Here is a 19044-nt window from a genome sequence, read left to right as displayed (position 1 = left end):
CCCGTCGCATCGGCTGCGCCCGAGGGATGGACGCGGGCCGCCGTCGACGAGATCACGGTTGAAGCGCGCCGCTACGGATTCCACGGGACGCTCAAGGCGCCCTTCCGGCTCGCGCCCGGCCGCCGCCTCAACGAGCTCGAGGCCGCGCTCTCGCAATTCGCGGCCGACCGTCCCTCTGTCACGCTGCCCGAACTGTCCCTCGCGCGCCTCGGCCGCTTCTTCGCACTCGTGCCAGGAGCCCGAGCCGAGCCGCTGCATTCGCTCGCCTCCGAGCTCGTGAAAGCCTTCGACGAGTTCCGCGCCCCCGCGACCCCGGCCGAGATCGCACGCCGCAATCCGAGCGCGATGACCAGGCGGCAACGCGAGCTGTTCGACCGGTGGGGCTACCCCTACGTGCTCGACGAGTTTCAGTTCCACCTGACACTCACCGACCGGATCGAGCAGGAGCGGCAGCCCGAGGTCGAGGCGGCGCTCCGCGCGTGGTTCGCGGGCTGCCTCGGCCGGACCATCCCCATCAGCTCCCTCGCGCTCTTCACCGAGGCGGAGCCCGGCGCTCCATTTGCTCTCCATTCGGTGCATCCGCTCCGTGCGCCGTTCGAATCCCACGACCCCGAACGCCTGGCCCTCGCAGAAGGAATCCGATGAGCCCAGAAACCGTCCTCAGCAATGCCCGCATCGTCCTCTCCGACGAGATCCTGCGCGGCTCCGTCCTGATCCGCGACGGGATGATCGCCGACCTCCAGGCCGGTGCGGTTCAGCCAGGCACAGCCGCCGCCGGCGAGGACCTTGACGGCGATTACCTCATGCCGGGACTCGTTGAGCTGCACACTGATCACCTCGAGTCCCACGTCCAGCCGCGTCCCGGCACCCACTGGGACCCGGTGCCGGCGGTGCTCGCGCACGACGCGCAGGTCAGCGGGGCCGGCGTCACGACGGTCTTCGACGCCGTGCGCATCGGCTCGATGACAGGGCGCGAGGACGACGGCACGGCTCTGGCCCGAGAGATCGCCGAGGCGATCGGCTACGCCGCGGCTGCCAAGCTGACCCGAGCCGAGCACTTCATCCACGTCCGCTGCGAGGTCGCTGCTCCCAGCACGGTGGCCGAGTTCGAGTCGCTAAGCGAGGTCGCCGAGATCCGCTTGGCCTCGCTCATGGACCACACGCCGGGCCAGCGTCAATACGCCGACGTCGAGGCCTTCCGAACCTACATGGTGGGCAAGGGCAAGCTCACGAACGAGGCGTTCCTGCCCTACGTCGACGAGCTCAAGAAGGTCGCCGAGGTGCACTCGGTGCCGAACCGGGCGGAGATCGCCCGCCTCGCGAGCGAGAGCGGCATCGCGCTCGCCGCGCACGACGACGCGACAATCGAGCACGTCGAGGAATCGGCCGGCTTCGGCGTCCTGATCTCGGAGTTTCCCACGACGCGCGTCGCCGCCCAGGCCGCCCGCGAACGCGGACAGCTCATCGTCATGGGGGCGCCGAACATCATGCGCGGCGGCTCGCAGTCCGGCAACGTCGCGGCGACTGAGCTGCTCGAGACCGGCCTTCTGGACATCCTCTCTTCCGACTACGTGCCCGCGAGCCCCCTGCAGGCGGTGTTCCTGCTCGACGCCGAGGGCGCACTGCCGTTGCGCGAAGGGGCCAAGCTCGTCGCAGCGAACCCCGCACGCGCCGTCGGCCTCGACGACCGCGGCGTCATCGAAGCCGGCCGCCGCGCCGATCTGGTGCGCGTGCACGCCCATGATCTTCCGGCGTACCCGAATCGGCCGCATGGGCACCGCGTGCCCGTGGTGCGCGGTGTGTGGCGCGAGGGGGCGCGGGTCTCGTGAGCTCGCCGTTCGCGTTGGGCTCGGAGAACATCGCCGCGACCCCGGGGCCCGGGCCGTTCCTCGCCGTCGTGGGCGCGAGCGGCGTCGGCAAAGACGCCCTGATCTCCTACGCACGCGAGCGTCTCGACTCTGGGGCGGTGAGCTTCCCGAGGCGCGTCATCACGCGGGCGGCGGGCGCTGGCGAACACCACGAGCCGATCGCCGAGGAGGCCTTCGCCGAGGCCTGTGCAGGGGGCGCCTTCGCCGTGTGGTGGCGTGCGCACGGGCTCGGCTACGGCATTCCGGCAGCGGTCGACGACGAGATCCGTGCCGGACGCGCCGTCGTCGCCAACGTCTCGCGTGGCGTGCTCGGCGCGCTCGCGGCGCGCTACGAGCGGTTCGTCGTGGTGCGTGTGACAGTCTCCGACGAGGTGAGGGCGCAGCGCCTTCACGGCCGGGGGCGAGAGGCGCTGCACGATATCGCGCAGCGCCTCGCGCGGGCCGACCCCGCTCCCCTCCACCCAGCGGACGTGGAGATCCGCAACGACGGCACTGTCGCCGAGGGCGGACGGGCACTCGTGCGGGCGATCCTGGGCGCAGGCGCCTAGCGGAAGACGCGGCGCATCCAGGTGGCAATGCCCTCGACCGCGAGCACAGTGACAATCACCATGACCACGAGCGTCGTGACCTGGCCGTGCAGGGTGAGCACGGACGAGGCGTTCGTGAGGTAGAAGCCGATCCCGCTCCCGCCGACGATCCCGAGGATCGTGGCCGCACGAATGTTGGTGTCGACGAGATACAGCGAGTTGCCGATGAGCGAAGGGACGCCCTGCGGCCAGGTCGCGGAGAAGTAGCGCTGCGAGCGGGTAGCACCTACGGCCGTGAGCGCGCGCTCCGGTCCGCTCGGCACCTCCTCGAAGGAGTCGGCGATGAGCTTCCCGAGCAGACCGATGCCGCCGAACGCGAGGGCGACGACGCCCGCCTGGTTCCCGAGGCCCGTCACCATGATGAGGAAGATCGCGAGCACGAGTTCGGGAACGCCGCGGAAGATCACGAGGATCACACGGAACGTGTTCCGCACGGCCCCTGTCGGCGCCACATTGCGCGCCGCGAGCGATCCGAAGACGAGCGAGAACACGAGCGAGAGGAGGGCCGAGGCGAACGCGACCTCGATGGTCACAAGCAGCGCCTGCCCGAAATCGTCGAACGTGTATGAGCCGAGGCTCGGCGGCCAGAAGCTCTCGATCACGCGCGGCACGAACTGCCACTCGACCTGCGTGAAGTCGATGTCGCTCACGAACCACGCGACGACGATGACCGCGATGCCGATGAGGGCCCACGAGGTATCCCGCACGCGCTCGGGCGTCCACGGGCGGCGCAGCATCGCCCGGACCTCGGCGTCCCCGCGCGGGCCTGCCGCACGTGGAGCGGTCCGGACCGCGGCCGCCTCCTCAGCCGCTCGGCGCGTCGCGCGGTTCTTGGTGGCCGCGCGGACGATCCGGTCTCCGAAGCCCCTGCCAGTCGGCGCGACGCCGAGGAGATTGCGGCGGATCGTCGAGGAGACGACCTCGAGGACCACACACATCACGAAGATCACGCACCCGATGCCGAGCCCGCGACCGTAGCCCTCCGGGAACTGGGCGAACGCGACCTTCATGGCGTAACCGAGGCCGCCGACACCCGCGTAGCCAAGGATCGCGGAACCGCGCAGGTTGATGTCGAAGCGGTGGAGCGCCGTCGCGATCCACGAGGGCAGGACCTGAGGGAACACCCCGGCCCAGAACTCCTGGGCGCGCGAGCCGCCCGCCGCGCGGATCGCGAGGCGCGGGCCGTCGTCGGACTGTTCAATCGCGTCGGCGAAGAGCTTCGAGATCATGCCGATCGAGTGGATGCCGAGCGCGAAGATGCCGGGGAGCGGGCTGCCGAGGGCGAACGTGAGCGAGAACGCGAGCGCGAGGACGACGTCGGGCACGGCGCGGGCGACGACGCCGAGCGCACGGCCCACGGGACGCAGCCACGGGGCAGGCGTCGTGTTCGCTGCCGCGAGCACCGCGACGGGGATCGATAGGAGCGAGGCGACAAGCGTGCCGAGCACCACGATGCCGAAGGTGATCCCGATGAGTGTGAACAGGTCCCCGGGTCCCGGGAGGCTCACCGGGTCCATGTGGGAGAAGACCTTGGTGGCGTTCGCGAAGCTCGTGGCCATGTTGTTCCACGAGAAGTCGAGGGTCGAAACCGACCACACTCCGAAGACGAGCATCGCGATGAGCAGCACGACGGCGGCGGTGCGCTCGAGCGGAAAGGGCCTGCGGGGCGCACGGCCCTCGATGTCGCGGGCGCCAGGGCGGGACGCGGTGGGCTCGGCTGCGGTCGCCGTCACCGGAGGCCCTCTGCCCCGAGGCCGCCGCCGATCGCCCCGGAAGCTTCGGCCGCGAGCTGGGCGTCCTTGAGCTCGCTCTCGATCGCATGGAGTTCGGCGGTCGACGTCGCGACGCGGCCGTAGATCTCCATTACCTGCTCCTTGGACAGGCCCACGGCCGAGGTGTCGAGGACGACCGCGCCGTGGCGGAGGCCCACGATGCGGTCGCCCCAGCCGAGCGCAAGGTCGACCTGGTGAAGGCTGCACACGACCGTCAGGCCGTCGTCGGCCGCGATCTCGCGGATGAGGCGCATGACCGACTCACTCGACTCGGGGTCGAGGCTCGCGACAGGCTCGTCCGCGAGGAGGATCTCGGGGCGCTGCATGAGGGCGCGGGCGATCGCGACGCGCTGCTGCTGGCCACCGGAGAGCTGGTCGGCGCGCTGGTACGCCTTTTCGAGGAGGCCCACGCGGTCGAGATGCGTGAGCGCCTCGAGGCGGAGTTTCCTGGGGTAGGCCCACAGGCCCAGACGCGGGCCCTTGAGCTTGGCGAGGGCACCGGTCAGGACGTTCTCGAGCACCGTGAGGGAGGCAACGAGCTCGAACTGCTGGAAGATCATGGCCATCCGGGCGCGCATCTGGCGCAGCTCACGGGCCTTGAGGGCCGGGACGTTCCGACCGAGGACCTCGACGGAGCCCGAGGTGGGCGTCTCGAGGCCGTCGAGATGGCGCAGGAGAGTCGACTTGCCGGACCCCGAGAGGCCGAGCAGCACGACGACCTCTCCACGCTGGACTGTGAGGTCGACGCCGCTCAGGGCGCGCGTGGACCCGAAGTCCTTCGTGACTCCGGAAAGCCGGACCACGGGTGAAGCAGTAGGAGAGGTCGTCGTGCTGTTCATGGCTGTGGTTCCTTACCAGGTGACTACTTGGAGCACTTCGCCGCAGGGATCTGCGAGCACAGGTCCGTGATCGTCTTGTAGTAGTCGACCGTCTCCGGCTGGACGCCAAAGTAGCCCTTCGAGAAGCCGGCCGTGAGGGTTGCGCCGGACTGCTTGATGGCATCGACAGAGGCGCCCTGGAGGGCGTCGGTGACCTTCTTCTTGGCGTCAGCGGGGAGGCTGGTCGAGACCGAGAACGGGCCACCGGGCACGTACTCCTTGGCGAGAACCTTGACCTCGCCCTTCTTCGCGCCCTCCTCGGCGACCGAGTCCTCGGCGAGGCCGATGTCGCACTTCTTGGCCGCGACCGACTGCTCGGACTTGTCGTGGGCGCCCGCGAAGACGGCCTTGAAGTCGGCGAACGTCGGGTTGCCCGAAGCGTCCTTGCCGTTCGACTCGACGTTGAGGCCCGCCTTGTGGAGCTGGTAGAGGCCGAAGAGGAAGCCCGAGGTCGAGTTGGGGTCGACGAAGCAGACCGTCTTGCCCTTGGCCTCGGAAACGCTCTTGAGCGGCGAGTCGGCCGGAACGATGACCTCCGAGTAGTAGCCGGGGTCCTTGACCTTGTCCGAGTTGAGTTGGGCGGCAACGGGCTCGATCTTCGCGCCCTTGTTGACGGCCATGACGTACTGGAGGGCGCCGGACGTGATGACGTCGACCTTGCCGGCGACCGCCGCGGCGATGAGGGCCGTGTAGTCGGCCGTCGGGTAGTACTCGACCTTGTAGCCGGTGACCTTGGCGAGGTAGTCCTCGATCGGCTTGACGTTGGCATCCGAGCCCGCCTGGTCGGGGGTCGCGCCGAAGACGATCGTGCCGTTGGCCTTGGCCCAGGTGCCGTTGCTGGAGGACTGGTCGGAGACGGAGGTCGAGCCGGACGATGAGCAGCCCGCGAGGGCAACTACAGCGACGAGGGAAGTGACGAACGTGGCGACTGCGCCGAGGCGCTTGGTGCGAGACAGGAACATTGGAATGGAGCCCCTTCGGTTCGAGCGCACGTGCTTGGATAGAGGTGGGTTCCTGTGCGCGTCACGATCAAAGTAGGGAACCAGCGGTACAACGCGGCCACTACTGGGTGACGAGCAAGTTAACTTGTCTATACACCTAGACAGCCTCGTGCTGGCCGCGAAGCGTCCACATCACCGTCACGGCCATATGCGAGCTGCGGCTACTTGGAGATACATGTTGGGCAGAAGGAAAACGCCTCGAACGTCAGGAGGCGAGCTTCCGCATTCTGAGCAGGAAAACAAACTCTGGCGAGCGATGGGTGCGCGATGACAGAAAGGCCGATCTCCGACGACGGGCGGTGGTGGTGGGACGGCCAGCGCTGGGTCCCCGCCCTCAGCCCCGACCGGCGGTGGCGGTTCGACGGACGGGTCTGGCGCCGGACCAGCACGTGGCGGCCGCCCTCCCCCGCGGTGCTGGCCTCGGCCGCGGTCTGGGTCGGCGCGCTTGCGCTGTGGGGCCCGGCGTTGGTGATGGTCCTGCCACCGGTCCCGAACGTCGCGTCTGATCCCGGCGTGGAAGCTGTGCTCATCGCCGTGTTCCTGGTGGAGTCCCGCTGCTTGACACAGATTAACGACTCGTTCATAGCGCGGCGCAAGATGGAAAACGTAGAGAAGCCACGAGTTCGTAGCGCCGAGCCAGCCGATGCAGCCGCTATGGCCCGCGTTCACGTGACTTCCTGGCGAGAAACGTATCGAGGTCTCATGACCGACGAGATTCTTGATGACCCGGACTTTGTTCCTCGCCGGGAGCAGTTTTGGAATGCCGCTCTGAGCGATCCGCGTTATGCGTATAACAATGCCGCCGTTGCAGAAGTTGACAATGAAGTGGCGGGCATCGCAATGGCAGGCCCGGTCGAAGACGCCGTCTCGGACGTCGACACGCAGCTATATCTGCTGTATCTCCTCAGCAAGCACCACGGGAGCGGAATGGGCAAGGCATTGCTTGACGCGGTGCTCCGGTCGGATGAATCCGCCGCTCTCTGGGTCGCTGATCCAAACCCACGAGCGCAGGCCTTTTACGCCAAGAGCGGCTTCCAGCCTGATGGGACGAGCAAAGAAGAGGGCGGCGTCCGCGAGGTCCGTATGTCTCGTCCTGCCGCAAATTTAGACCAGAGCCCCCGGCCTGGCAAGCAGATCCTCGGCCACCCCTAACAGGTGTCGACATCGCCCCATACATCATCAAGGGGAGCAAGGTTTGCTCCTCATACTTCCGACTTCCTGAAAAGTCGCCTAGAAAGGCGGTTCTTCAGACTCCTCGGGGCCTGACTCTTCCGGCTCGAACTGAGCCAAGGGAGTAGACCAAGTCTCTGCAATAGACATCGTGCGACTGTTTGGAGTGAATTGTGGCTCAAGTTCACCGACTGTCACCATCACCGGGATCTGTGCTGCAACGCCAGACAGGATGCATGTACCGGTCGGAAGGATAGGCATTGACTCAAAGGAAACTCGATCTAGGTAGGAAACGGCCTTCTCGATCGCCTTGATATCCAGATCATTCACCAGACGGTGGAGGAAGTAGTTGTGTAGTTGAGAAATGATCGTGGGCGAGATGTCGTGTGGCCGCTGGCTGGCAATCGTCAGGAAGACTCCGAACTTGCGCCCCTCCTTGATGATCTCCTCGAAAGTCTCAAGTCGGTAATCACGCCAAGCTTCGCTCTCGCGAGCAGAGTCGAACGAAAGGATGTTGTGTGCTTCATCGATCACAAGATTGAGGTAGCGTTGCCCAAGCTGGTCGCTGGCCTTCTTAGTCTCGTAAAGATGGCGACAGAGGATCATCGGAAGGACCTTGCGCATGTCAAGGTTTACGTCGCGAAGGGACACCACGGTGAGAGGTTTGTCCGTCGCAGCGTCCTCCGAAACCGTAATAAGGCGCTTGATCCCATCAATGCGGCTCTCGAGGCGCTTCATGAGCGGGCCAATGTGCTCCTTGTTGACGAACCCGCCGATCACGTCGTGGTAATACTGTAGGATTAGCTTGAACCGCACAAGATCGACGTCTCCAACTGCGGAGAAGTCCTGGGAAACGGCCATCACCTTGCTGGCAATAAAGCTGTTCCAGTCGTCCGCAGATGACCATTTCCTGATGAACTGATCGTCCCAGTAAAAGTTGTGGTTCGCACTGTGATAACCAAGATGCGCCTTAAAGGACCGGACCAACTCCTGGAAGGAGCCGGACGCCAAAGTGCCGAGGCTATCCTCGATCTCTTCGAGGAACCTCACGGGCAGTACGCGGTCCATAGATGGATCAGTGCTCTTTGTTGCGCGGGCTACCAAGTCGGCGACAACAGACAGCAGTTCTGTGGCGTCTGGAAGCATCCGGTCCCAGAAGTCGCTGCGCAGAACTCTCGCCACGAAGGGAGCCTGGGTCTTTTCGGTGGCGTCCAGCAATATTGTCCAAAAAACCGGATCATGCACCGCCGATCGAGGAAGAGGCAGCCGGTCCCCCGTGTTCGTCCGCGTCGACAGACGATATTCCTGTTTGAACTGTTCGTCGATGATCACTGATGACGAGTCGCTTGGCGGCGGCTCAGCGGCCTCCGACTCCCGATTTACATACTCCCCGTTGAAGTCAATGAGTACGAACTGGGATCGAGCCGCAAAGCCAGGCTGTTCACCGAAGTTCGCCAAGAGTTCGTGATAGAGCTTTGCCAGCGTGTACGACTTACCGCTGCCCGTATTACCAAAGATGCCCACATGGCTTGCGAAGATTGAGTCCACACCGACGAGTACGGGTTGCGTCGGTTCCATGGCGAGCACGCCCAAGGGGATTGCTGGTGCGGTATCAGCAACGAAAGTGTGGATTGCTTTGAACTCGTCCTCACGCAGTAGGAAGCACTCGTTGTCGAGCAGAGGCATCTCACGGACACCTCGCCGAAATTTTCCCTTCTCGAAGTAGCCGACCAGACTGACTTCAAGCTGACGGTTCTGTTTATCAACGCTGCGCCTGTAGGTTTCAGAGGCCCCATGGTCCTCCTCGACGCGCTCACCATCGACCGAAGCGACGAGCTCGACGAATCCTTTGGCAATCTTCACGAAGCTACCGACGGCGACGTTTCGAACGATTTCGCCCTGGTAGAGCAGGTGAGAGCTGTTCTTCAGCTTGTGGACCGTGACGCGGACGCGACGTCCCTCGACGGACGTGACCTTTCCGATGCTGAAGACAGCATCCTTCTGAAGGGTCTCCTCATCAAGCATCGTCGGCACCCCCGAGCCTCAGCTCGATGATGTGGTCGGCAGGTGGCGCCTCATCCTCAAGTACTTGCTCTAGGAAGTCTTCGACGACCACGTCAAGCGACAGCTTCCGCTCTTCAGCGCCCTCCTTGGGCTCGGCTGGCCGGACGAAGAGGACGTTGCCGTTCTTGACCTTTTCTGACGGAAACAAAGCACTGATCTCTTGATGGGCCTCACGGCTGTAACAGAACACGATCACCTGGAGCGTTGGGTTGGTCGCCGCCGCGCGTAGGACGAGATCAAGCAGATGCTCGTCGCGGAACGAGAAGCCATGCGCCAGCAGGGCACTGTTTTCCTTCTCCAGTTCGTTTGCGAAGCGCCGGATCAACTCGTAGTACGTCTTGTTGAGAACCGTTGATGCGAACTTGGTCTTCTCCGGATTGACGATTTGCAGGTCCTTGTAGGCCTCCGCAAACTCGAGACCCGCCTGATCGAGTGCCTTGCCTGTCGCCGAGAATCCCAGCATGAAAGCGTCAACATCAGTTGGTTCGTTGATCTGCAGGAGAGTGGCCTTGGCCGCCTCATAGCTGGTCTGGACCGCCCTGATGACGTCCAGACGGTGGTCGAAGTAAATCTCCTCGCCGTCTCGCTGCCATCCCGCAGAGCCGTGGATCTTGAAGAGGTTGAAGGTCGGAATCTCCGATCGGTATTCGAACCGAGCGCCCTGCCGGAAACGCAGCGTGCTGTACTCGCCAAGATCGAGCCGAGGGCGGATCTTTCCGGCGAACCCATCATTGGTATCGATCTCGAGCAGTTCCAGCGCATGCTCGAACGCCATGTCAATATTCGTGGTAAAGAGGTTGACCTGCTTTCCGAGCAGGGTACTACGCCGCTTCAGCAGGATGCGGTTGAGCGCCCCCACGAAACGCCCGTACGACTTGATCAGCCTCTGGGCGCTGGCGTCGTTCTTCGCATCGAGTAAGCGAAGATTAGGCAACAAAACCCGATCGAAGAAATACCCCTGGACTGACGCTCGAGCCAACGCTGTTTCATCGTCCGTCTCCTTCAGCAGCCTGAGCAATACAGGTAACAACTGCCGCGGCTGCAGCCCCATCAAGCCACCGAGCCGACTCGTCACGGATTGCAGCTGCTTCGCGCTGAAGACGAAGGATTGCCTCGTTGATCAGCGTGTCGATCAGGGTCCGTGTCGTTCCACCGGGTTGGCTCAAATCAATGCTGAAGGTGGCCCAGTGCCATGGGGTGGTGACCAGACGGTCCACCTCACCGGGCAGAACGACGTTCAGAAGCTGGCGCATTTGCTCGGCGGCCCAGGACTGGTACGCGTTGAATAGTGTGGTTCCATCCGTGGCACCGCCTCTGGCATTTTCCAATGCACGAACAGCCTCATTGAGCACGTCCATTGCCTGTCGCGGGGTAGCGCCAGGAAGCAGCCTGATCATGCGGCAAAGTTTATCTGCGTGCTACCGCGGAACCCTCGCCAAACATGCCTTCTTAGCGCGATGCCGTGGGCTCTGCAGCGATCACCGTGTTCTTCCCCCACGGATCGGTCTGATCGCAGGTGATCAGCACGACTCTGCCGGGATAGATGTCCCAGATCGATGAGCTGGCCAAGCTGGCCTTGGTGTAGCTTGCAACGGCCGCAACCCGGTAGCTCAGGCTTCCGGTGCCCATATGGAGGGTGAAGCCGTCGCCAACACGGGCGCGCCCGCCGATGCGGTTGAACGGGGCGTCCTCCCCGATCCACCGGAGGCTGACCATCCAAGGATCTCTACGCAACAGCCCGACGCACCCACCCTAGCCACGCCGACTACACCACAGTCAAGGCAGCGGACCACAAGGACGAAAAACAAGAGATCCCCGCCGTTTCCGTCGAGAATCTCCCGAGTTATCTATCGAGTTCTCATGCCCATGTTTCCAACAAGAGCAAAATGGTCGGGCTGACAGGATTTGAACCTGCGACCCCTTGGAGGGTTTTTGAACCCTCCGGAAGACTGCGGAAATCTCGAGTTTTCCCTGGTCAGACGGGGAATCGGGCGACTCCCCCATGTGGATTCTACCGGGTCATTCACGGTCGGTCACGGGTGTTTTCGATGGGTATTTGATGGGCACCGAGACGCCATGTGATATGGGCCCCCAATACGGGCACCCGCAGCACCTCTTCCCAAGCGGGTCGGCGGCATTGAGGCCGACGAGTTCCGGGACTGGGTCATCGCCTCGACACTGAAGGCGGAGACCAAGACCGGGCTCGGGAGCGACCGCAATATTGGGCGGGTGAGAAGATTCGCATAATCGACAGCTCACCATCAGTTGCTAGTTCAAAGAATACGTTATCGGCGAAAACCTACATAGTAGTAGAGCGCAGTCCGGACTGGCTGAGAATGTACATGTTTGTGTACCATTCAGCCACGAGCGAAGTGACGATCATCGGCGAGCGCGGCCGGCCGTCCGCCTTGGTCGACGAGGCCGCGGCGTTTGGGAGGAGCTGGCGCAGCTGCTCGGCGTCGACGATCGCGGCGACCGGGTGGTCCCTGTGGGTCAGGTAGACGGGCTCGTGCCCGCTGTTGGGGGGAGATCGCCCACATCTGCGCCGTGGACGCGGCCTGGGAGGAAACCGAACGGCTCGGGGAGACCCGCGTGCTCTGGAGGACGTCAAGCGCGACCTGGGACTCGAATGAGCCGCCGCTTCGAGATGCTCCCGGCCGCCCGCAGCTCGATCAGGAAATTACCGCCCCGAGCCAAGCGCCGCCTCTAGGTGTACCCGGCCATCAGGTTGGTTGCAGTCGGCTGATCGGGGGCTTGCCGTTGAGTGCGCTGTGGCTTCGGACAGTGTTGTAGTGCTCGATCCATGGCGCAAGTGCTGCTTGGCGTTCGGTGTTGCTGGTGAAGGGGCGCCGGTAGGCCCATTCGGTGGCCAGGGTGCGGTTGAGGCGCTCGACCTTGCCGTTCTGCCAGGGGCAGTGGGGCCTGATGAACTTCTGCTTGACGCCCAAGGCGGCGCAGACGCGCTTGAGGTCGTTGGAGTGGCGGTAGGCGAAGGCATTGTCGGTCATGAGGCGTTCGATCCGTGCGATGCCCTTGGCCGCGAAGTAGGCCGCGGCGCGTTCGAGGAACCCGGCGCAGGTGGTCCCCTTCTCGTCCGGGAGGATCTCTGAGTAGGCCAGCCGGGAGTGGTCATCGACCAGCGAGTGGACGTAGTCGTAGCCGATCGTGGTCTTGCGGGCGCGGTTTCCCTCGGCCCGGCCCAAAGCCCTCCACCCGCCGCCGTCGGGGATCCGGCCGAGCTTCTTGACGTCCATGTGGACCAGCTCGCCGGGCCGGACGCGCTCGTAGCGGACCGCGGTGGACTTCGAGGAGCGGATGGGATCGCCGGTCATCGGGTCGCACTCGCGCAGGCAGGGCACCCCGTGCCGGCGCAGGATCCGCGACACCGTCCTGGCCGGGACCCCCACCTTCGGGCCCAGCACGTCGGGGCCTTCGCGGTGCTCGGCCCGGGCAGCCAGGACCGCCTGCTCGACCTCGGGCGCGGTCCGGGCGGGCATCGTGTGCGGCCGCGAGGACCGGGTCTCCAGGCCCGCTTCGCCTTCGACGGCGTAGCGGTCGATCCAGGTCTTCACGCATTTGCGGGAGATGCCCATCGCCGCGGCGATATGGGCCTGCTTCCAACCGGCCTGGTGCCGGTCGACGATCAGCCTGCGGCCATGGACGGTCAGCCGGGCGTTACGGTGGGACATGAGAACCTCCGGGTTGGAGTGGGCCTTAGACAAGCCACATCCCACCCGGAGGTTCTCCCACGTTCAACCAGGCTCGCCGCTACCGACGTCCTGGCCGAGTACATCTAGGCGGCCGTCGAGCTCCTCGCCGACGACCCGCGCCCGCCGCGATGAAGCTCACCAGCCAGCTCGAATGGCGCGTCCGCACCGGCGACTACGCATCCTCTACCGCATCCAGGACGAGACCCTCCTCCTGGTCGTCGTCGATGCCGACCGCCGTCGCTAAATCTGCCGATGGCGCCTTTACCTGACGACCGAGACACCCGGCCCGTCCCCCGAACGAGGAGCCCACGGCATTAGGCGTCGCCGCTAATTTGTGCTTCCGGAAGGATCATAGGAACGTTCGATGGAATCAAGTCGATGGCAGCGACCTGATGTATAGCGGCAACCGATGGAATCGGATGCATTAGGGCTGCAAATGGGATTCCGGGGCCAGCATGGATGGCCACTGCGCCTTCCGTGTTGATGTGCGGGAGATGGAAGCTCACCAAACTGAAATCTGCTGCAAAGACCGGGAGCTTCTCGGGCATGGGGTTGAAATGCAAGCCCAGCACGGCCTCAAGCCCATACCCTGACAGGTCGACCAGCACTGTGTTATTGCTCCCTGATGCCAAGTTAACTGGTGCGCCTTCGATCAGGCCCCCGATGCTAGATTCCGGAATTTGATTTCGGTCGTAGATAACGCCGCTCATCAGCAATGATTTGACATCGGGCCTATCCATGATGGATACTACGTCTCCAGATATCGGACGGCGGTTCCATGGAAGGCGCCCCGGAACGCGTGCTGAAACCGAGAATATCTGGACGGCATCTAAATCGTCCATCGAAGACAGATGAACAGTCCTTCGTCCTTCTCCACCTTGGGACTTCGCGGGCTGAACCGACGTCATTCCTGAGCGATGGTAATGGAGCTTCGGTTTGTTGTCAGGGCCGGTGGCGACATAGCTGCCCTCGTCCGGCAAGAGTCCACCATAAAAGGGAACCACTAATCGGGAACACGTAGCCTCTGCCCAATTCTCAAGGTGAGGGATTACCATGACCCCACCATCCGCCCTATTCACAGAGATCGACAGCATCTTCCGGGAGTACGGCTCAGTTAGCATCTTCACGTGCACTCCAAGGCTCCGCTTTTTCGGTAGCCTTCTTAGTCGCGGTTTGCTCATTGTTCCCTCTTAATTCCAGAAGCGCTGAGCCTATCGTAAGGCCTTGACCTCGGATCCTGGCGCAATGCGATCGTTGCGATGCCCAGCGCATTCTGGAGGACGGATCAGCGAACATTAGCTGTGTTGCCTTCCCCGGGCTGGGAGACCTTTTCGGCTGACCCTTCTGGCAAGGCTCATCGCCGCCAACGCGAGGCCGACGCTTGGGACCACGTATGGGGTCATCCCCGAGAAAGACGGACAGCCTCCGTTGTTGCAGCAGGTCCACCACGGCTTGCCCCGCCGGCACGGGGGCAAGGTACTGCATGGGCTCATCTCGCAAGCGCAGTGAAACCGGCTACGCTGACCGCAGCTCGTCCATCTTGTGTAGCTCAACACGACAGCAGCAGGGCACGCGGTCTTCATCGCCGCCAGGTACGCACCCACCACGGGCTCATCCCCACGGGCGTGGGGCAGGCAAAGCAATCGCCACACCGAACACCACTCTGCCGGACGCAACAAGGCTCATCTCCGCCCAAGCGCAGGGTGCATACCGGCACGGGTACGACGGGTGGCAGTTTTCAAGGGCTCATCCCCGCAGTCGCGAGTCACACTCATAGTGCTGGTTGTAGAGCGGAGTGATTTCGAGCTCATGCCCGCATGCGCGGGTACGAGGGACCGTGTTCGAGTGGCCGAAGGATCAGCCGGGCTCATCCGCGCACACGCGGGTCACACTTGAAGTCCTGTCAGACCGAGCGGCGGTGTCCAGGGTTTATCCCCTCATGCGGGGCACACGATGGGCTCACGGCCTTGTCGCCGCCTTTTCCGGCTCATGTAGTGTCCGATTAGCTGATCGAGGGTACGGCGTTGGTGCCGCGATCCCGGCGGAGTATGGGGTCGATGCTTTCTGAGCGGGCAGAGGCTATCCGGGCCAAGTCGAACGGGACGTTCCAGACATGCTCCCCCGCCCGCGGGGACGAGCCCTCGAACTGGCGCAGCGTTTCCGCTGTCAGCCCCGTGCTCCCCGCGCCTGCAGCGATGAGCCGTTGCAGTTCTGTGGGGTGCAGTTCAGGATGCGGTGCGTCCAGCGCATGCGGTGATGAGCCAGGCGGTTTCTTCAAGGTGAACGTGCCGGACGTGCGTGCTAATTCGTCCGTACGGGGCTTCCGGTGAGAGAGTCGGCCTGTGTCCGATCTCAAACTGTTCCGTATCGACGGCGGCAAAGCCACGGAGCTCACGTCCCAGACCGTGGCCCTCGAACGCAATCTCCAAACCCTCATCGAGGAGAACATGGAGACCACGTTCGGGGTGCGTTTCCTGGCCAGCGAATACACCACAGGCAAGGTTCACCGCGGCCGGATAGACTCCCTGGGCCTGGACGAGAACGGCTCGCCAGTCATCTTCGAGTACAAACGCACGACCAACGAGAACGTCATCAACCAGGGCCTCTTCTATCTGGACTGGCTCATGGACCATAAGGGTGAGTTCCAGATCCTCGTCTCAGGTAGGCTCGGGACGGACGCCGCGACCGGCATCGACTGGTCCGCACCCCGACTGATCTGCGTCGCCAACGACTTCACCCGCTACGACGAATATGCGGTCCGGCAGATCGACCGCAACGTCGAGCTGGTCCGGTACCGGGACTTCGGTTCCGAGCTTCTGGCCATCGAACTGGTGACCTCTGTATCGACCGAGACAACGGCCGTAACCCGGAAGCCGCCGGCCGCACTTGCTCCCGCCGCCCCGGGAGCCCCGGGCAGGAAGACTGCCCGGTCGAAAACCGTCGCCGAACTGCTGGCCCAGGCCGACCAGGGACTGGTGCAACTCTACGAAAAGTTCGAGACCTTCGCCCTCTCCCTCGGCGATGACGTGGTCAAGAATGAAAGGTCCCAGTACTTCGCCTTCCGCCGGCTGAAGAACTTCGCCTGCGTAGAAGTTCATCCTTCCTCGAGGAACCTACTGGTCTATCTGAAGCTGGACCCTGAGACCGTCGAGCTGCAAGAGGGATTCAGCCGGGATGTAAGAAGCATCGGGCATTTCGGCACCGGCGACCTGGAGCTACGGGTCAGCGACGATTCACGGTGGACTCAGGTGGAAGAACTCACCCGTCAGGCCTACACGGCAAACTAGCGTCCCGACTCGCCATCGCCCGCTCTCGCGAGCGGGCCGAGCGGGTGCACGCAGACCCAAAAGCTACATCGCCCGAAGGCCAACAGCGTATACGACGCCGCCCTCCTGGCCCTTGCCGCGAAATGCTGGTCAACTAAGGCCTCCGCCCCGAGCGAAGGTGCCACCATGGGCCGCTCCGACGTGTCTCGAAACCAACGACGACCACCCCTGTCCGGGCAGAAGGTTCCGAAACATGGTTACGAGAATCGCCGGCCGCGGACGAACTCGCGCCACTCCTCGGTAGTCGAAGCAATTACACTGGCGGCCGTCGCCGGGGTGAGTGAGACGTCTTGCATCCCTAGGGTTTTGAGGCACTGCGTAAAGCGACTAGGCCGCCGAGGGCAGATCGTCGGACGTCGGATGACGGAGACCGCACACCGCCGACAAGCGGCCTGTTCCGCTATTGATGGGGCTCTAGGAACTCGCCGCGGCAGCCTCAGCGACGTCTGAGCACCGCCTCTCCATGACGGCCTTGAGGGTACGGTTTTGCTGAAAGAGAACATAGTCTACGATCAGAAGGCGCCTGGCGCAGGAAAACTGCGCTAAAGTAGCTCTGATCGAAGAGAGAACGGACGATCCGATGCTGATAGCGTTCCGAACAACGAACTTCCGCGCCTTTCGCGACCCGCAGGAACTTAGTCTCCGTCGTGCACGAGGCCTCCGATCGGGCGGCGATGACCCAGACTGGGACTCGTCGATCAGCCCTGTCGCGGCGATATATGGCGCCAACGCATCGGGCAAGTCGACCCTATACGCGGCCCTGGAGTATCTACATAGGGCCGTACGCGACTCGTACAATCGCTGGACGGTCGGGGGTTCCACGCACGTTTTGCCCTTCCGACTTGATCCCGGGACCGAGCGGCAGCCGTCCGACTTCGAAATCGAGTTCCGAGCCAAGGACGGCGTAGATTACGTCTACGGATTCCGCGCCGCAAGGAAACAAATCGAGGCGGAGTGGCTATACGCTTACCGTACCCCCAGTCGCACCACACTATTCGAACGCGACGTTGAAAATATATCGTTCGGCAATACCTTTCGCGGAAGTCGAATTGCCATAGATGAAGCCGCAAGCTCTAGAAAGAATTCTCTGGTACTATCAATTGCAGCCCAACTCGGAAACGAGACTGTGCTTGCTGCTTATAACTGGATCGTGACCCAACTGCGAACCTACGACGCGCGTGAATACGGCGCGGAGCACATGCATATCATGGACATGATCGATGAAGAGCCAGGTATCGCGGAGCAGTTGGCGGACGTCCTCTCGCGCGCAGACCTCGGTATCCGCGATTTGCAAATTGTCGACCGAGATGTGAGCCGCGACGACATGGAGCGCGTTCTGGGCCTTGTCCGCGAGCTAATGGGCAGTTCCGAGTCAGAGTCAGAAAGAGATGAAGAGTTTGCCGAGCGTTTTTCCCGCACACTTCAGTTGACTCACACAGGGACTGATGGTGCGGTTCCCTTCCCTCTTTCCTGGGAAAGTGAAGGGACCCGCGCATTGCTGTCGTTCGCATCGATCGCCCTGAAGGCTCTGAACTCGGGAAGCACGATAGTGGTAGATGAAATCGACTCAAGCCTGCATCCACTGCTCGTCGCTGAACTGCTCTCTCTATTTGCGCGAGAGGAGACTAACCCACGGCAGGCACAACTCATCGTTACCACACATGATGTCACGCTGCTAAATGCGGCTGGCCATGGCGACGGACTCCTGAAGCGCGACCAGATTTGGCTTACGGAGAAGGGCCCTGATGGAGCGGCATCTCTCGTAGCGCTTTCAGAGTACCGAACACCCCGTGCGTCTGAGAATCTTGCTCGAGGCTACCTCACGGGCCGCTACGGGGGAATCCCGATGCTTTCCGTCTTCGAGGGATTCGCGAGTCGCTCGGCCTCTGGCGGCGAGAATGAGGCTTTCCATGCCGTCAAGTAGTCCGTTCCAGGGCAAGCGCGCTGGGGCTCGCGCCAGCGGTACGCGTGAGCGCCGGCCGCGTCTGCTAATCGTGCTCGGTGGTATCCGCACAGAACGCCAGTACTTTGAGTACGTTAAGGGAGAACTTCGCACGGCGGGCATCGACATCGAACTCGTCGCTGAGGGATGGACGCCAATGAAGCTCTACGAGCACGCTATCGATCTCAGGGATCGCGATAAACGTGATGCGAAGAAAAGTGGCGATTCTGACAACGTCTATGACGAGGTATGGGTCGTCTCTGATGTCGATGAGTTTGTTGACGAGCTCAAGCAGGTTAAGGAAAGGGCAAGGGGCACCGGCGTGCGCCTTGCGATCACGAACCCATGCTTTGAAGCGTGGCTGAGTATGCACGTTGACGGATCAGCTGCCAAGCTTGATCGCCACCAAGCGCAAGACCTGGCCAAAAGACAGGGTCTGGTCGATGCCGACAAAGTAAAGAACATCATTATCGATAAGCTTCGCGGCAAGTTTGACGTCGCTGCTACCCACGCTCGCCGACATGCTGCTGCGCACGAATCAGCCAAAACAGTTTTCCCCCACGACGTCCCAGCGAGCGACGTCGATCTCCTTGTCGGCGGCCTTCGTGACCGCGCTTTGCGGTCGAACCCGAATCTGAAGGCAGGACTCTGACTGGGGATCGGGTTGGCGTGAGAGCAAAGAAACCGGCATGTGCACCCACGACGTGAGCGCCCTACATGTCGATC

Annotated in this window: 17 protein-coding genes; 8 read left to right on the top strand and 9 right to left on the bottom strand. The window is 63.1% G+C overall.

Annotated features, from left to right (window positions below; genetic code table 11):
- From ACLN58_RS03510 to phnN, 3 genes are all read left to right on the top strand, one after another.
- Positions 1 to 645 (top strand): DUF1045 domain-containing protein (locus tag ACLN58_RS03510; RefSeq protein ID WP_415853894.1); only part of this gene is annotated, 645 nt, incomplete at its 5' end.
- Positions 642 to 1829: an alpha-D-ribose 1-methylphosphonate 5-triphosphate diphosphatase gene (locus ACLN58_RS03505; protein ID WP_415853893.1), complete on the top strand. Its 1188-nt coding sequence runs from the start codon at positions 642 to 644 to the stop codon at positions 1827 to 1829. The genes ACLN58_RS03510 and ACLN58_RS03505, both read left to right, overlap by 4 nt.
- Positions 1826 to 2416, top strand: a complete 591-nt coding sequence (gene phnN / locus ACLN58_RS03500) for a phosphonate metabolism protein/1,5-bisphosphokinase (PRPP-forming) PhnN (protein WP_415853892.1) — start codon at positions 1826 to 1828, stop codon at positions 2414 to 2416. The genes ACLN58_RS03505 and phnN overlap by 4 nt, the downstream gene beginning before the upstream one ends.
- Here the strand turns inward: phnN and ACLN58_RS03495 are convergent.
- From ACLN58_RS03495 to ACLN58_RS03485, 3 genes are read right to left on the bottom strand one after another with little or no spacing between them, the layout of a single operon-like run.
- On the bottom strand, positions 2413 to 4188 hold the full coding sequence (locus ACLN58_RS03495) for a PhnE/PtxC family ABC transporter permease (protein WP_415853891.1): 1776 nt from the start codon (positions 4186 to 4188) through the stop codon (positions 2413 to 2415). The two genes, phnN and ACLN58_RS03495, sit on opposite strands and share 4 nt — an antisense overlap.
- On the bottom strand, positions 4185 to 5066 hold the full coding sequence (phnC, locus tag ACLN58_RS03490) for a phosphonate ABC transporter ATP-binding protein (RefSeq protein ID WP_415853890.1): 882 nt from the start codon (positions 5064 to 5066) through the stop codon (positions 4185 to 4187). Before phnC ends, ACLN58_RS03495 begins: the two co-directional genes overlap by 4 nt.
- Before the next feature lie 23 nt (positions 5067 to 5089).
- Positions 5090 to 6067 carry a phosphate/phosphite/phosphonate ABC transporter substrate-binding protein gene (locus tag ACLN58_RS03485; RefSeq protein ID WP_415853889.1) on the bottom strand — a complete coding sequence of 326 codons (978 nt, stop codon included), beginning with the start codon at positions 6065 to 6067 and terminating at the stop codon, positions 5090 to 5092.
- 306 nt (positions 6068 to 6373) lie between these two features.
- On the opposite strand from ACLN58_RS03485, the gene ACLN58_RS03480 reads away from it, so the two are divergent.
- Positions 6374 to 7258: a GNAT family N-acetyltransferase gene (locus ACLN58_RS03480; protein WP_415853888.1), complete on the top strand. Its 885-nt coding sequence runs from the start codon at positions 6374 to 6376 to the stop codon at positions 7256 to 7258.
- Positions 7259 to 7336: 78 nt separating this feature from the next.
- On the opposite strand, the gene ACLN58_RS03475 is transcribed toward ACLN58_RS03480, so the two are convergent.
- Genes ACLN58_RS03475 through ACLN58_RS03460 form a run of 4 tightly spaced genes read right to left on the bottom strand, consistent with a single transcriptional unit; the run spans position 7337 to position 11056 of the window.
- On the bottom strand, positions 7337 to 9301 hold the full coding sequence (locus ACLN58_RS03475; protein ID WP_415853887.1) for an ATP-binding protein: 1965 nt from the start codon (positions 9299 to 9301) through the stop codon (positions 7337 to 7339).
- A complete protein-coding gene (locus ACLN58_RS03470) occupies positions 9294 to 10391 on the bottom strand; it encodes an SIR2 family protein (protein ID WP_415853895.1) in 1098 nt (365 codons plus the stop codon). The genes ACLN58_RS03475 and ACLN58_RS03470 overlap by 8 nt, the downstream gene beginning before the upstream one ends.
- Entirely contained in the window at positions 10327 to 10737 is a 411-nt protein-coding gene (locus ACLN58_RS03465) for a hypothetical protein (protein ID WP_415853886.1), read from the bottom strand. The genes ACLN58_RS03470 and ACLN58_RS03465 overlap by 65 nt, the downstream gene beginning before the upstream one ends.
- 52 nt (positions 10738 to 10789) lie before the next feature.
- Complete coding sequence (locus ACLN58_RS03460) at positions 10790 to 11056, bottom strand: hypothetical protein (protein WP_415853885.1); 267 nt, start codon at positions 11054 to 11056, stop codon at positions 10790 to 10792.
- 626 nt (positions 11057 to 11682) lie between these two features.
- Between ACLN58_RS03460 and ACLN58_RS03455 the strand changes: the two genes are divergently transcribed.
- Entirely contained in the window at positions 11683 to 11841 is a 159-nt protein-coding gene (locus tag ACLN58_RS03455; RefSeq protein WP_415853884.1) for a hypothetical protein, read from the top strand.
- 222 nt (positions 11842 to 12063) lie between these two features.
- On the opposite strand, the gene ACLN58_RS03450 is transcribed toward ACLN58_RS03455, so the two are convergent.
- Both ACLN58_RS03450 and ACLN58_RS03445 read right to left on the bottom strand, forming a co-directional pair.
- Positions 12064 to 13029, bottom strand: a complete 966-nt coding sequence (locus ACLN58_RS03450) for an IS481 family transposase (protein ID WP_415853883.1) — start codon at positions 13027 to 13029, stop codon at positions 12064 to 12066.
- A 335-nt stretch (positions 13030 to 13364) separates the two neighbouring features.
- Positions 13365 to 14030 (bottom strand): hypothetical protein, encoded by a 666-nt coding sequence (locus tag ACLN58_RS03445; protein ID WP_415853882.1) that lies wholly within the window; start codon positions 14028 to 14030, stop codon positions 13365 to 13367.
- A 1362-nt stretch (positions 14031 to 15392) separates the two neighbouring features.
- On the opposite strand from ACLN58_RS03445, the gene ACLN58_RS03440 reads away from it, so the two are divergent.
- The 3 genes from ACLN58_RS03440 (at position 15393) to ACLN58_RS03430 (ending at position 18970) form a co-directional block, all read left to right on the top strand.
- On the top strand, positions 15393 to 16337 hold the full coding sequence (locus ACLN58_RS03440) for a DUF5655 domain-containing protein (protein ID WP_415853881.1): 945 nt from the start codon (positions 15393 to 15395) through the stop codon (positions 16335 to 16337).
- Positions 16338 to 16956: 619 nt separating this feature from the next.
- Positions 16957 to 18300 carry an AAA family ATPase gene (locus tag ACLN58_RS03435; protein ID WP_415853880.1) on the top strand — a complete coding sequence of 448 codons (1344 nt, stop codon included), beginning with the start codon at positions 16957 to 16959 and terminating at the stop codon, positions 18298 to 18300.
- Between the two features lie 70 nt (positions 18301 to 18370).
- The gene (locus tag ACLN58_RS03430; RefSeq protein WP_415853879.1) at positions 18371 to 18970 is read left to right on the top strand and encodes an RloB family protein; all 600 of its coding nucleotides are present in this window, start codon (positions 18371 to 18373) and stop codon (positions 18968 to 18970) included.
- Positions 18971 to 19044: the final 74 nt, after the last annotated feature.

Origin of the sequence: Sinomonas sp. G460-2, from assembly GCF_047759905.1 — a bacterium.
Classification (GTDB): Bacteria; Actinomycetota; Actinomycetes; order Actinomycetales; family Micrococcaceae; genus Sinomonas.
The sequence above is the reverse complement of the archived record's forward strand: the minus strand, read 5'-3'. Positions and strand labels throughout refer to the sequence as shown.